The organism is Flavobacterium flavipigmentatum, from assembly GCF_020911905.1.
GTDB lineage: Bacteria > Bacteroidota > Bacteroidia > Flavobacteriales > Flavobacteriaceae > Flavobacterium > Flavobacterium flavipigmentatum.
On sequence record NZ_CP087133.1, the window covers coordinates 3,874,218 to 3,888,819 of the forward strand.

Genomic DNA, 14,602 nt, shown 5'->3' on the forward strand with positions numbered 1-14,602 from the left:
CCTAAGAGTAAATATAGTAATAATTTATTGCGCCCGGCCAGAACTTGAATAGGAAACTCATGTCAGGAAAAATTTAAATCTTGCCGTACTTTTCTTTGTAGCGATCAAGTTCTCCTTCAGTTCTGTCTAATAATTTTTCGAGTAATTTTATTTTGTCTTCGTATAGCTTTTTCAGAGCAACAGAATTATCCGAATTTATGAGAACACTCCCGTTATTATTGCCTTTTACATTATTAAAACTATTAAAATATTTCTGTCTATCAAAACTGATGATGTCTTCTACGCTGACTTCTAAAATGTGTGCTATTGCAACTAATTTTTCATAGGATAAAATTGTAATTCCTTTTTCTATTTTACTGTAACCTGCCTGCGTAACGCCTAATTGTTTGGCCATATATTCCTGCGTGTAATTTTTTAATTCTCTAATACTTTTTATTTTATTTTTTATCGAAGTTGTCATATCTTGTGGTTTGGGAGGCTTGTACAGAAAGACAGCCGCATCACTAGACTTTGTAGCGTGCAACTGTCTTTATTTTATATTAAATATCAAAAACCATTTCAATAATAGATTGATGAAACAGTTTCTCGTTATTTTTTTCGAGTAGTAATAATAAAACCATATACGACCGCTACAACAATAAAAGCGAGATCATAATGGGAAAGGGTGCGTGTTAACATGGGTACAAAAATCTAAGCATTTTTCTTTAAAATACGATGATAGGCAACGTCTAGATACTCATCTATTTGTTTTGTGATGACGTGCTTATGTTCTGGTTTTATTTTGATTTTTGTTTCTTTCTGATAGATATTCCGGACAACAAGATAATACTCAAATTCTGAAGGGTTTTGAAAGCGTAAGACGATAATAATAGTGTAACAAAAAAGTGTTGGCACTATATAATACATTTCGTTAACATCTGAAAAAACCATTATGTAGTAAGCTAATGCAGTAATGGCAATGAAAGTGGCATTTTCGAGGAAATAGATTTTCTTTTTTTTAAGTAATGCCAATTGTACTATCTCTTCAAACTGATAGTGCCATTTTTTGGATCCATAATTAAACTGTACTTGATCTGAGGTAAGAGTGATGAACATAATTATAAGTAAATAATTTAGAAAAAAGGATGATCGATTTTACCAATATTTTCAAATAAATTAATATTTAAAAAGTCAAAAATAAGACATGAATTAATGAATTCATAAAAACTCATCTATTGATAGCAATATTAATCATTATACTCTTTTTTTTCTTACAATAACCATTATAGAATATAACTAAATGTTATAATTAAATCTATAAACCGATGTTTTTACTGTATAAAATGCTTGTAAGGAATAGTAGTACAACTTTGAGCAAAAAAAAGTTGTTTTTGGCTATACAATTATAAATAATTGGAACCATCAAACAAGATTTTTTTGTCCTGTTTTTGAAGACGAAATTGCTGTTGATAAGACAGCAGGTGAGCAAGTCAAAATACTGCGTTTTTGTAAAACCAAACAACCATTTTGAAAATAAAAAAATGCTTAAAAAAAAGAGCTTTTTTTATCAAACTATTAATGAAATGTTATGGAAATAAAAACACTGTATACGAGAATTGAATAACAGGCTCTTTATTGTAGAAATTATATGAAATTTTATAATAATTTACGGTTCCTGTAATTCAATTATGTGAATTATAAATTAAGTTGTAACACCTACAAATTTGATTGTAAAAATCGTAAATTAAATTATGTTAACTCATAACTCAATTATTAGAATTGCAAATTGAATTATGTGGAGTATTAATTCGATTTTTAGAAGCCATTTGTGCTTGGAGGGAATTTTGTAAAAAGAATTAAAGAGCCTTTTTGCTTTTTATGGCTTCAATTTAAAAGTTACGTGCTTGATATATTTACGGTTGTAAGTATACAAAACATGAATTTTTTTATCAAAAGTTTGAATGATAGCCGGATAGCTAAACTCACCTTCGGGTTGGTTTTCGAGATCGATGATTTTTTTCCAAATTATACCTTCTTTAGAATATTCGACATCTAATACATTACGACCGTTAAACCAGTCTTTTCCTTGGGGCAGCGGATTATTCACTAATAAAAAGGAATGATTGGGCAGCGTTAAGGCATCGATTCCGGAGTTAGAATTTACAACATTGATTGAGTCAGTCTTTGTCCAATTTTTTCCCTCGTCATCTGACCAGCTCGCAATCAGTTTATTGTGCTTGCTTCTGGATAACATCTGAATTTTGTTGTTAGGATGTATTAAAAAAGTGGGTTGAATAATATCGAAATTCTTTTTGTTATCTACAGCAATTTTCTGCCAGGTATTATTGGTTTCATTATAGCTCTCGACATGTACACGCCACTGATTATTTTCGACACTTTCTGTGCTGCTGCCACACAAAATAGTACCGGGTTTTGTTTCGATAGGTTTGTTTTTGATAGGACCCAATATTCCTTTAGGCAAATATTGAGGAATGCTCCAAGTGTCGCCATCATCTTTTGAAGTAATCATGGCACCAACCCACTCTCTTGGATTTTTACCCACTTTATAAAATAAATAAAGACATTTGCTTTTACTTTTGAATAACACAGGATTCCAGCAAGGCAATGTATCCTTTTGTATAATAGCGGGAGCCACTACCTTTTGTGGTGCAGACCATTTGTTTTCTTTGAAAGTAGCACAGTAAATACCGACATCTTTGGCACCCTCATATTTCCCTCCGAACCAGGCTGCCATCAATTTATTAGGCTTTACCTCAACTAATGTTGCAGCGTGACTGTTTGCCGTTACGGGAGAATCTGCTATAAAACGAGTCATTATATGGATTGCTTCCGGCGTTTTCTGAGCAAACGACACCGAAAAGCACATTAAGACTACTAACGATATTGCTTTTTTTACTGTTGAAATCATGGTTAAGCCAAAAATTAATTTTTAAATTAAGTAAAAAAATAAAAGGAGAGTTACCTCTCCTTCTATCTAATAAGTAACGAAACTCACTATCATTACTTCATTTTATTTATTTAGTATCCCACCAAAGTTTTGTACCTCCTGAGTCAGGACCACCCAATTTTGAGATAGCATCTGTAACAGCATCTCTATTTGATGAATATTCGTTGGTAACAAAAATCACACGTTTCATTAAGCTTTTACCAACACCCGCTTCTACATTGTCTGTGTTAAGTATTGGGTAAATTACTTTGGCATCGCTTCTGCGCAAATCTGCCCATGCCTCCCAAGATTCCGGGAAAACTGCCAAATATTTCTGAACCGCAATTTGAGTACGTTGATCTGCTGTAGAAGCCGACCATGCCACAGGAAGAGTTACAGGAACTGTCTGCAAATCCAGAGTTGGGTAAGTTGCAGCTACGTTGGGTACACTTGGCGTGGATGTTCCAGCAATATAATTTGCAATAACGGCAGGATCTGTTATGCCCCATTGTCTTAAAGATAATGTAATACCTTGCTCATAAAGACTTTGGGCAGTACCACCCATACTCCATCCATTTAAAACACCTTCTGCTCTGCTTAAATAATTTTCAGAAGCCATAAAGATTTCGATATTTTTAGTTTCGCTCAGACTTCCGTTAGCACCGCTTCCTAAAACGTCATTATTAAACATAGAAAATTTTGTAGTTCCAAACTGACCTTGTAAACCTCCAACAGGTCGCCCTTGATAAACACCTGTATCTATAGGAGAAAACCATTTTGCCAGTCTAGGATCATCATATCCTACAAGAAGACTTTCCATAGAAGCAGTCATATAATAACCCCATGCATTTACAATCATGTTCATGTTGTTTGGGGTAATGTTACTCACTTTAAAAGTCGCACTTTGCTCATTGGTTTCTATCACACCTGCAGCAACAGCAGCTTCTGCCTGAGTTTTTGCTTTTGCCGGTTGTATATCCGAAATTCTTAAAGCCAAACGCAATCTAAGACTGTTTCCAAATCTTTTCCAGTTTTGCACATTCCCAGAATATATTCTATCGTTGGGCTGAAGAGTACCTACCGTAGTGGCAGTAGTACTATTAAGAGTAGCATTGGCTTCGTCAAGCAATTTAAAAAAGTCTTCGTAAATAAATTCAACACTGTCATAAGGAACTTTTTCTTTGTTATTTCCTGCTTCAGTGTAAGGAATTGGTCCATAAGCATCTGTCATCTGATTGTACATAAATACTTTCCAGATTTTTAGGACTGCAAGAGCATCTTCATTTCCTGCAGATGCTTTGATAGCATTGTTTAAAGCAGGAACGGCAACGGTATAAAATCGTAACCATCCGCGTCCTTCATAACCGTTTACAAATGCATTTCTTTCTGTTCCGTATCCACAACTAAGATATTGTGTAAAAGTTGACGGTAATATACCCGTTGCAATACCCCAGGTACCTTGATCATCTACACCCGGCGAAGAATAAGAACCATTGTGTATCCCGGCATACAATGCTGATGCAAAGGCAGGACCTGCAAGAGTTTGATCTAATTGATCTTCGGTCAAAGCATTTTTATTGGTGTTTATTTCATCAAAATCCTGTGTACAGCTTGAAAAAACGGAGACCATCGATAAGACAGCAACGATTGTTTTAATTTTATTATTGTTTTTCATGTTATCTCTTTTTTAAATTAAAATCCAAACTTTACATTCACACCATATTCTCTGGTTGAAGGAATATTAAAAGATTCGATACCTTGTAAGTTTCCTGTACCGGCACCGGCTTCTGGATCAAAGTATTTCGCTTCATTCAGGAAGAAGAATAAATTTCTTCCTACTAAAGAGAAATCCATACTGGCAAAACCAGTATTCTGCAACATACGTTTTGGCAATGAATACCCGAAAACAAGTTCTCTCAATCGGATGTTTGTAGCATCATAAATAAAAGGTTCTGCTACAGGAGTTCTTTGTCCAATTGCTGTCCAGTATTGTTCTGCGGTGATACTTGTAGTGTTTGGAACAAAAGTTCCTCCGCTGGCAACAACACCATCAACTACAATTCCGCCTTCTCTTCCTGCTAAAGTAACATCACTTACCCCTAAACCAGCTTGTCTTGCTTGGGTATAAGAAATAACCTCTCCACCAATTCTAAAATCAACAAGGAAACTAAGTGAAAAATCTTTATATCTAAAATTATTTTTAAAACCTGCCGTCCAATCTGGGTTAAAGTTACCCGCACGAACACTAAAATCGTCAGTTGCCAAAGGAATACCTGCAGCGTTTACAATAATTTGTCCCTCTGGTGTTCTTTGAAAACCTTTGATGTACAAATCACCATATTCACCACCTTTGATAACTTTACTTCTCACCAATCTTCCTTCTCCAATCACCAATTCTTCTCTATCATCATAAATAGAGGTGATTTTGGATTTGTAAGAAGCATAATTGGCCATAATATCCCAAGTGAAATTTTCTGTTTGCACCGGAGTTGCTGTAAGCGTAAGCTCTATACCTTTGTTTTCGATATCTCCTCCGTTAAGCACGGCTCTTGATTTTGAAGAAGATTCAGGCGTATTGATGTAAAAGATTTGATCTGCCGTTTTTGTTTGAAAATAAGTAAAATCTAAACCTAAACGATTTTTTAGAAATCTAACATCAACACCAAACTCTGTAGAAGTAGACATCTCTGGTTTCAAATTAGGATTTGCAGCAGTAGTTTGAGAATACAGCATACCACCATTACCACCAATATAAGACAATTGAGAACTGGTCTGGTAAGGATCTGTATCATTACCTACTTTTGCATAAGATCCTCTTAATTTAGCAAAGCTAATAAGTTCCGGCAAAGTAACCATATCTGACACTACAGCAGAAAGACCTACTGAAGGATAGAAGAAAGATCGGTTATTAGAAGGCAAAGCAGAAGACCAATCGTTTCTGGCTGTTAGATCTAAAAACAAATAATTTTTGAATCCGATTTGAGAAAATCCGTAAACCGAATTTACTTGCTTTTCTGACATTGTCGAACTAGATCCTACGGTGGCAACATTAATCAAAGAAAAATAATTTCTTTTGCTTAAAACCCCACCAGAGCTTAACCCAGAACTAGATTGTTTTAGCATGTTGGCACCCGCATTAAGACCAATTGTAAAATCACCAAAAGTCTCTTTGTACGAAAGCAATGCATCTGTATTGAACTCACTTACTGTTTCGTAAGACTCTGTATAAGAACCTAAATTATTATTAAACGCTCTGGTTGCATACCTGTTTCTTACTGCTTTATTGGTCATTTGATCCAAACCGGCTCTCACTTGCAAACTAACCGTATTGGTAATATCATATTTAAGAGATGCAAGACCAATAAATCTGTTTCTTTTGTCTTTACGAGAATCATCGCGTAATGCAGACCAGTATGGGTTTCCGCCCGGAGATCCTGCTTCGTCTATAAAATAGTTTTGTTGCAATTGTCCAGCAGCATCGGTATATTCAAAATCTCTGTATTCATTAAATTTAATACTACGAGGCAATAAGTAAGCCGAAGTACCAATAGACTCTTCACCCGTTCTTAATAAATTATCAATATTCTGAATGATATAGTTTGTTTTTACATCTAAAGAAAATTTATCAGACAATTTGCTTGTCAATCTTAAGTTAAGATTATGTCTGTCTAAAGCATTTCCTCCCACAATACCTTCTGCGCGAGTATTTGTGTATGAAAAATAACCTTGTGCCTTTTCGTTTCCTGTAGTAACAGATAATGTATTGGCCAAATTATATCCTGTTTTGTAAAAATCAATAACATTATTGGGTTGTGCCGAATAGTCTGTAGTGGCAGGACCTGAATAATTAGGATTACGAGCCAACTGCCATGCCGAAACCTGACTTCCGTCTAATTTTCCTCCCCAGCTTGATACAGAGATCGGATTATAAACACCTTGATCTCCCTGTCCGTACTCATTTTGAAAATTTGTCAGATCATAAGCTGTAGAAGCCATAAAATTAGAAGATAACGAAACCGAAGTTTTACCGGCAGCGCCAGATTTGGTCGTAATAATAATAACCCCGTTACTCGCTCTGTTTCCGTAAAGAGCTGCAGCAGAAGGTCCTTTTAGAACCGTCATAGATGCAATATCTTCAGGGTTAATATTCGAAATACCATCCGGCTGTGTAGTTCCTCCTGTATCAATATCAGGATTACCAGTTGTGGTTCCGTTGCTAATTGGCACACCATCTACTACATATAAAGGCTGATTGTTACCATTAAGAGATCTGTTACCCCTTAAAGTAATTCTTGACGAACTACCCACACCATTTGAAGTCGTAGAATAGTTAAGTCCCGCAACTTTACCCGAAAGGGAGTTGGCCACGTTAAGAGACCTTGCCTGAGAAACCTCACCTACATCAATGTTTTGAGCAGAATACGTAATAGCTTTTTTCTGTCTCTTGATACCCAAAGCCGTTACTACTACTTCACCTAGTTGCTGTGTGTCTGGGCCTAAAGCTACATTTATAGTGGTCTGTCCTGCAACAGGAATTTCTTTTGTAGCAGTGCCTACATAAGAAAACACTAAAATCGCTGATTGATTTGAAACATTTATACTGTATTTACCATCAAAATCTGTAGATACAGTTGTTTTGGTTCCTTTTACAACAACATTTGCTCCTGGAATTGGAATCCCGCTTCCAGCCTCTGTTATCGTTCCTTTTACTGTAGTTTGTGCTTGTAGATTTTGAAATCCGAATAAGCAGAAAACGAACAGTAATTTTAGTACGTCTTTAATCATATAGGTTGTTTTTTGAGTTAATAACATGTTAAATTTAGGAATACGTTTTGTTAAGTAAATCATTATTTCGACAAATGACAATTTTGAAAAGGTGTTGGTTAAACTTTGCTCAAAACGGTCATTTTTTTCTATTAAAATCCTTACTTTTTGGAGGTTAACATGTTATTAATCTAGTCAATTTGTAAATTTTTAAAAGTATTCTATATAAAACACTTAAAAAGCTGATTATCTTATTTTCTATTACTCTAAAACCTTAAAAGTTAACTTTTGTAGATCTGTAGAATTGCCTCCAACCATTACCTCAAAATCACCTGGTTCTACAACCTTTTTCATTTCGCGGTTCCAGATAGAAAGTTCATCAGCAGTCAATGTAAATTCAACCTTTTGAGTTTCTCCTTTTTTGATAAATATTCTTTTAAACCCTTTTAATGTTTTTCTCGGAGTTGTTACAGAACTGTAAACATCATTAATGTATAATTGTACTACTTCATCTCCATCATAATTTCCTGTGTTTTTTACCTCTACGCTAACTTTTAATACTCCGTCGGCCTTTATTTCTTTAGAATTTAAAGTAAAATTTGAATAATCGAATTTGGTATAACTCAAACCGTACCCAAAAGTATACAATGGGTTTTCGCTTTCGCTCACATATCGGTGTATCGCTGATGGTTTTTGGTTATAATAAATAGGCAATTGCCCAACAGATTTCGGAACCGTAATAGGCAATCTTCCACCCGGATTATAATTCCCAAACACAACATCGGCTACAGCCTTTCCTCCTGCTTCACCTGGAAACCAGCCTTCTACAAGAGCAGGAATATTTTCGCTGATCCAGTTGGTCGAAAGGGGACGACCATTTAACAACACACAAACTACCGGAGTTCCAGTTTTTTGAATCGCCTCTATCAATTCTTGCTGCATTCCGTGTAAATCTAATGAAGCAACATCTCTGTTTTCTTCAACCAATTCGTTTGATTCGCCTAAAACCACAATTGCAACATCTGATTTTTTAGCAATATCTATCGCAGGTTGAAAGTTTACTTTTTCTAAATTCCAACGCAAGTGCGCTCTGGCTCCCCAGCCGCCTTCCCACATCTCGATACGGACTTTGTATTTTTTGCCCGCTTCGATATTTTTTGGAGTTGTTACCATACTTGTCGCTCCTTTTGTCCAGTTGTCAATCACCAATTGATCGTCAATCCACATTCTGATTCCGTCATCCGAACTTAAACCCAACCAACCGTCAAATGCTTTTTCTGATTGAATGTAACCTGTCCAGCGAATAGAGAAATCATCATCTGTAACGCCATCACCCGGAGACCAAGGCCAGTCAAACTCTAACTGACTGTCGATACGCGTCAAAACCGGATTTCCTTCTACATTTCTGTTATTAAAATATTCTCCTTTTAATCCGTTTTGAGATCCATTAGGAGTAAATAAAAATTTTGACGGAATAATTTGTCCTTTTACAATCAAAGAAACTCCTTCTTCATATAGCACATTTGTTTGGGCGCCCACAACTTGTTTTACACCTTCCAAAACTGTAGTTCCTACCTTATTTTTTACAGAATAACCTCCTAATCTCGAAGCATCTGCATTGGGGCCTATAACTGCAATCGTTTTTACATCTTTATTTAAAGGCAAAATTTGGTCTTGATTCTTCAATAAAACAATCGATTTACGACCTGCTTCTAAAGCAATATCCTGATTTTCTTTGGTATGAAAACGTTCCTTGATCAAATTTTTATCGGTATAAGGATTTTCAAATAAGCCTAACAAAAATTTAAGTCTTAAAACACCACCTGTAGCACGGTCGATTTGCTCCATGGTTAGTTTTTTTTCATTCACCAATTCAATGATGCTTTGTTGCCAAAACTCATTAGTGAAATCATAAAACTGCATGTCTACTCCCGCAGCCACAGCTTCTCTGATGCTTTCTTTTGGAGAATTAGTAACATAATGTGTCGTTTGAAGGTATTTTATAGCCCCTAAATCCGAAACTACAATTCCTTTGAAACCCCATTCTTTACGCAAAACATCTGTCAACAACCAATGATTTGCGGCACAAGGAATTCCGTCAAGTTCAGAATAGGCACACATGGTACCGAGCGCATTTCCTTTAGTAAAAGCTTTTTCAAATGAAGGTAAAAAATCTTCGCGTGCGGTACGTTCGCCCACCAATACTGGCGATGAATTTCCACCTGCCTGCGGAATACCGTGAACTGCGAAGTGTTTTGGTTCTGCAATTATAGAACGATCAGATTTAAAATCATCACCTTGCATTCCTTTGATCATCGCAGTACCCATTTCTCCCACCAAATAAACATCTTCGCCAAAAGTCTCTGCTACTCTGCCCCAGCGTGGTTCACGACCAACATCAAGGTTGGGACCTAAACCAAAATGAACGCCATGCGCTCGGGCTTCAGTTCCTATTACTTTTCCAACTTTATCCATCAAATTAGTATCCCAAGTTGCGCCCAAACCAATATTCATAGGAAAAGCGGTGCTTCCGTCATCTAAATAGCCGTGAAGCATCTCGCACATTATGAGTGCAGGAATTCCCCATTTGTTCTTTTTTATCACTTCACTCTGAAGATCATTGATCATTTTGGCCGAACGCGGATAAATGTCATGGATGGCACCGATGCCTAAATTGCCTATTTTTAAATCCGATTTAGATTTCGAGAAATCTTCCTTTTCTTTAAAAAATTCACCTTTGTACATGTCCATTTGGCGTGCCTTTTCCTCAAGAGTCATTCGGCTCAACAAGTCTTTTACTCTTTCTTCAACCGGTAGTTTAGGATCTTGGTAAGGATATTTTTTTTGCGCTTCGGCATGGTTTAAAAAACCTACAGCCATTACAAAAATAATGGCTGTCTTTTTCATTCTTACTTGTAACATAGTGGTATTGTTTTTAATTTTGAATCACTTTTAGTGTTTTTCCATTCACAAAATCTTCATGCGAAATAAAAAAGCTATTAAGTGGTTTTCCGTTTAGCTCAATCGAAATGATTTTTCCATCATTATTGATTTGTCTTTCAATTACAATGCTTTCTTTTTTATAATATGCAGGATCTAATTTGATCGTGATTCTATGAAACATTGGTGCTGTAATCGCATAAATTGGATCACCCGGAGAAATTGGATAAATTCCTATCATAGAATATACTAACCAGGCAGACATGGTTCCCGTATCATCATTTCCTGGTAATCCTTTGGGTTTATTCTGAAAATACTCTTTCACCAGTTTTTTTACCGTTTCCTGTGCTTTCCATTCTTCTCCTTTTACATAATTGAATAAATACGGATAGGCAATATCAGGCTCATTGGCCATATCAAATTGTTTGCTATCAAAGACTTTTTGCAATTGATCGGAGAAAGCTTTATCACCGCCCATTAATTTTTTAAGTCCAACAATATCATGTGGCACCATAAAAGCATATTGCCAGGCATTGCCTTCGATAAAGCCAACATTTTCCTGAAAATTAGCTCCTGCTACAGGATCAAAAGGTTCGTACCATTTTCCGTTAGCGGTTCTTGGCCGGAGTAATTGTAACTCTTTGTCATATAATTTTCTATAGGATAATGAACGATTAGTAAAACGCTTATAATCTTCTTTTTTACCCAAAGCTTTCGCTAAAAGTGAAATCGCATAATCGGAAGCATTATATTCCTGCGTTGTAGAAACGGGCCCGCGATCATTTGTTGTCAAATAGCCTTTTTCGATATAATCTTTAAGACCGGGACGCAACGGATTATTTTCAATCTGATCTGCCCCTTTTAACATTGCATAATATGCTTTGTAAATATCAAAATCCTGAATTCCTTTTAAGCAGGCATCAACTATAACGATACTCGCAGGATCACCTACCATAGTAAAAGTCTCGGTAGAATTTAATTCCCATTTGGGCAACCAGCCGTTTTCATCATACATATCCAACATGCTTTTTATCATATCAGATTGTTGTTTAGGGTATACTAAAGACGTCAACGGATGCATGTTTCTATACGTATCCCATAAAGAAAATACGGTATAACGGGTTCCTAAAGTCTTACCAATCTTCTTTCTTTTGATTTCAGGATATTCTCCGTTTACATCATTTAATGTATTGGGATGAATTAAAGTATGATACAAAGCAGTATAAAAAATCGTTTTATCATCTTTTGAACCACCTTCGACCAGAATTTTAGAAAGTTCTTCGTTCCATTCGTTATACGTTTCTTTATAAACGGCGTCAAACGATTTGTTTCCGGTTTCTTTTTCTAAGTTTTCACGAGCATTTTCGATACTTACGTACGAAACTCCAATTTTAACTTCAACGCTTTCTTCCTTATCAAATTGATACGAAAAATAAGTGCCAATGCTATCGCCCACTACCGTTTTAATGGTATTGTCCATCATTCTGGTTTTACCATTGTAGGTCATCCATTGTGCTTCTAGACCTTTATATTTTGATGGTTTTTTCCAAACTCCAAACTTGTTGGCTGGTTTAGAAAATTTTGCTACAAAATATACGGGATAAGCATCTTCTGGGCTATTATAACAAAATGACCCAACGCTTCGCATTCCTTCTATTTCTGTAGAAGACACTATTTTTACCATAGCGCCCTCTTCATTGGTTAAACCTAAACCAAGATTTAACAGAACATTTGATTGCCCTTTCGGGAAAGTAAACTTGCTTACACCTACTCTTTTTGAGGCGGTAAATTCGCCTTTAACATTATATTTATCAAGTTGTACGCTGTAATAAGCCGCTTTTGCAATTTCGTTGGAATACGTACAACCGTATTTTAAATGGTCTGTTTCTACCATTCCCGTAGTTGGCATTACTAAAATAACGCCTAAATCAGGGCAACCAACGCCGCTAATATTGACCTGACTGAATCCGGTGAGAAATGTGTTTTCATTTACATACGGATTTGATAACCACTGACTGTCTTTTTCTAATGCATTTTGAGATCCTGCAACATTAAAAGGACTAATACTCGCCATTCCTCTTGGTGCAATAGGTCCCGGAAAAGTCGCTCCATAATTAGAAGTCCCGATAAACGGATTGACAAAATCTGCCGGTTGCTGTGCAAAAATAGTGATGCTAAAAAACAGCATGTAAAAACAACATGCTGTTTGTATGGTTATCTTTTTTGTCAAAAACATAAATAATTTTCTATTGGTTAATCGCTTCAATTTTTAGCGTCCATGCTTCTTTGCAAGGCAAATTATTTCGTAAATTCTCCGGAATCACTACTTTAAATCCTTCTTTTTCTTTGGTCCACTTCAATGGTGTTTTAGCGCCCAGCATCGTAATTTTTGTGCCTTTTTTAGGATTGATAGATTTTACTATAACTTCAGCAGGGATCTTAGTTTCTCCTTCTTTAGCCAAATAAAACAGGAATACATTTCCGCTTTTATTTTGGGTCATGCAAATATTATTTTCTTTAAAAGGCTCAATAGGTTTTGTATCATAAATAGCAGTGCTATTAACCTTCATCCAGTCTCCGTATGCTGCTAATAGATCATAAGCGCCTTGTTGCCACTCTCCTTCAGGACTTGGTGCAACATTCAATAATAAATTCCCACCTTTTGCTACAATATCAATAAGCATGTGGATACCTTGTCTTCCAGTCATGTAGGTAACATCTGGAGAATAAGACCATCCACCGCCTGATGTAATGCAAGACTCCCAAGGGTAAGGTAATGTTTTAGCAGGAACACGTCCTTCGGGTGTTAAATAATTTTGGTTTTTTCCGTGAACAGCTCTGTCTACCACAATTATTCCCGGTTGTTTCTGGCGTGCTTTTACAACCAATTCATCCATTTTAGGATCTTGATCTACCACTCTATGCTTGATAAAACCGTTTTTAGATTCGTTTTCAGTAAACTTTTCATCATAGTTTTCTTTTAGGTTTTGTTGGTCTCTTTTTCTAACCCAACCGCCATCAAGCCATAAAATATCAACTTTACCGTAATTGGTAAGAATTTCTAAAATTTGGTTATGGGTAAAATCAACATATTTCTGCCATTTTTCTGGATATAAAGACGGATCATAATTTACGTTTCTGTCGAATGGAGGAAAATAAGGATCCCAGTAATTCTCGTTATGCCAGTCAGGTTTAGAGAAATAAGCTCCTGTCGAGATATTTTCAGCTCGAAAAGCATTGAAAACTTCTTTTAGAATATCAGCTTTCGGATTAACGCTGAAAGGACAATCTTTATCTGTTACTTTATAATCAGAGTATTTTGTATCATACATATTAAATCCGTCATGATGTTTGGTGGTAAAAACCATGTATTTCATACCTGCAGCTTTGGCCGCTTTTGCCCATCTTACAGGATCAAATTTTACGGGATTGAACGTTTTCTTCAATCCTTCATATTCTTTTACATATTCTGTATAATTACCTGGATTACTCCCTTTTTTACGTTCACACCATCCATAATCTTCAGGGCAAATTGACCAAGACTCTACAATTCCCCACTGACTGTACGTACCCCAATGCATTAACAATCCAAATTTTTTGCCTTGCCATTCTTCTAAATTTTTCAACACCAACGGATCTGTTTCCGGCACATAGCGTTCGTCTTCATAAATGGCTTGCGAAAACATTTGAAGGGAAAATAAAATGGCGATTATGAATAGTATTCTTTTCATTTTTAATATGTTTATAATTTATTACTTTTTTAATTGCTCTTTTTAAAAAGCATTCTATAATTAAATATCTTGTTTGTAGGCTTTATGGTTAGCCAAAATTAGATGATTGAATCACCAACAAACACAACCTATCATTCATGAATTCTTCGTTTTAATAATTCAGAATTTTTATTTTGAAATCGTTGAAAATTAGACCAATCTTATGAATAATATTTCTTTAAAAAATAGAGTTTTAACTAAA

The 14,602-nt window shown here is 35.6% G+C and carries 8 protein-coding genes; all 8 read right to left on the bottom strand.

The features are described 5' to 3' along the window. Positions 1–73 precede the first annotated feature (73 nt). The 8 genes from LNP22_RS16480 to LNP22_RS16515 all read right to left on the bottom strand — a co-directional run bounded on the left by LNP22_RS16480 (position 74) and on the right by LNP22_RS16515 (position 14,361). Positions 74–460: a helix-turn-helix transcriptional regulator gene (locus LNP22_RS16480; RefSeq protein ID WP_210664922.1), complete on the bottom strand. Its 387-nt coding sequence runs from the start codon at positions 458–460 to the stop codon at positions 74–76. A gap of 230 nt (positions 461–690) precedes the next feature. After that, complete coding sequence (locus LNP22_RS16485; RefSeq protein WP_229974428.1) at positions 691–1,095, bottom strand: hypothetical protein; 405 nt, start codon at positions 1,093–1,095, stop codon at positions 691–693. Positions 1,096–1,855: 760 nt separating this feature from the next. Further along, a complete protein-coding gene (locus LNP22_RS16490; protein WP_229974429.1) occupies positions 1,856–2,908 on the bottom strand; it encodes a sialidase family protein in 1,053 nt (350 codons plus the stop codon). 106 nt (positions 2,909–3,014) lie between these two features. After that, entirely contained in the window at positions 3,015–4,601 is a 1,587-nt protein-coding gene (locus LNP22_RS16495; RefSeq protein ID WP_229974430.1) for a SusD/RagB family nutrient-binding outer membrane lipoprotein, read from the bottom strand. Between the two features lie 17 nt (positions 4,602–4,618). Beyond that, on the bottom strand, positions 4,619–7,711 hold the full coding sequence (locus tag LNP22_RS16500; protein WP_229974431.1) for a SusC/RagA family TonB-linked outer membrane protein: 3,093 nt from the start codon (positions 7,709–7,711) through the stop codon (positions 4,619–4,621). A gap of 240 nt (positions 7,712–7,951) precedes the next feature. Continuing rightward, positions 7,952–10,612: a glycoside hydrolase family 3 protein gene (locus LNP22_RS16505; protein WP_229974432.1), complete on the bottom strand. Its 2,661-nt coding sequence runs from the start codon at positions 10,610–10,612 to the stop codon at positions 7,952–7,954. A 13-nt stretch (positions 10,613–10,625) separates the two neighbouring features. Next, a complete protein-coding gene (locus LNP22_RS16510) occupies positions 10,626–12,866 on the bottom strand; it encodes a GH92 family glycosyl hydrolase (RefSeq protein ID WP_229974433.1) in 2,241 nt (746 codons plus the stop codon). 10 nt (positions 12,867–12,876) lie between these two features. Next, on the bottom strand, positions 12,877–14,361 hold the full coding sequence (locus LNP22_RS16515; protein ID WP_229974434.1) for an alpha-L-fucosidase: 1,485 nt from the start codon (positions 14,359–14,361) through the stop codon (positions 12,877–12,879). Positions 14,362–14,602: the final 241 nt, after the last annotated feature.

What these genes read in the sequence shown, in the direction of transcription:
- LNP22_RS16480 (WP_210664922.1), bottom strand. Translation starts at nt 460, where the DNA reads ATGACAACTTCGATAAAAAATAAAATAAAAAGTATTAGAGAATTAAAA.
- LNP22_RS16485 (WP_229974428.1), bottom strand. Translation starts at nt 1,095, where the DNA reads ATGTTCATCACTCTTACCTCAGATCAAGTACAGTTTAATTATGGATCC.
- LNP22_RS16490 (WP_229974429.1), bottom strand. Translation starts at nt 2,908, where the DNA reads ATGATTTCAACAGTAAAAAAAGCAATATCGTTAGTAGTCTTAATGTGC.
- LNP22_RS16495 (WP_229974430.1), bottom strand. Translation starts at nt 4,601, where the DNA reads ATGAAAAACAATAATAAAATTAAAACAATCGTTGCTGTCTTATCGATG.
- LNP22_RS16500 (WP_229974431.1), bottom strand. Translation starts at nt 7,711, where the DNA reads ATGATTAAAGACGTACTAAAATTACTGTTCGTTTTCTGCTTATTCGGA.
- LNP22_RS16505 (WP_229974432.1), bottom strand. Translation starts at nt 10,612, where the DNA reads ATGTTACAAGTAAGAATGAAAAAGACAGCCATTATTTTTGTAATGGCT.
- LNP22_RS16510 (WP_229974433.1), bottom strand. Translation starts at nt 12,866, where the DNA reads ATGTTTTTGACAAAAAAGATAACCATACAAACAGCATGTTGTTTTTAC.
- LNP22_RS16515 (WP_229974434.1), bottom strand. Translation starts at nt 14,361, where the DNA reads ATGAAAAGAATACTATTCATAATCGCCATTTTATTTTCCCTTCAAATG.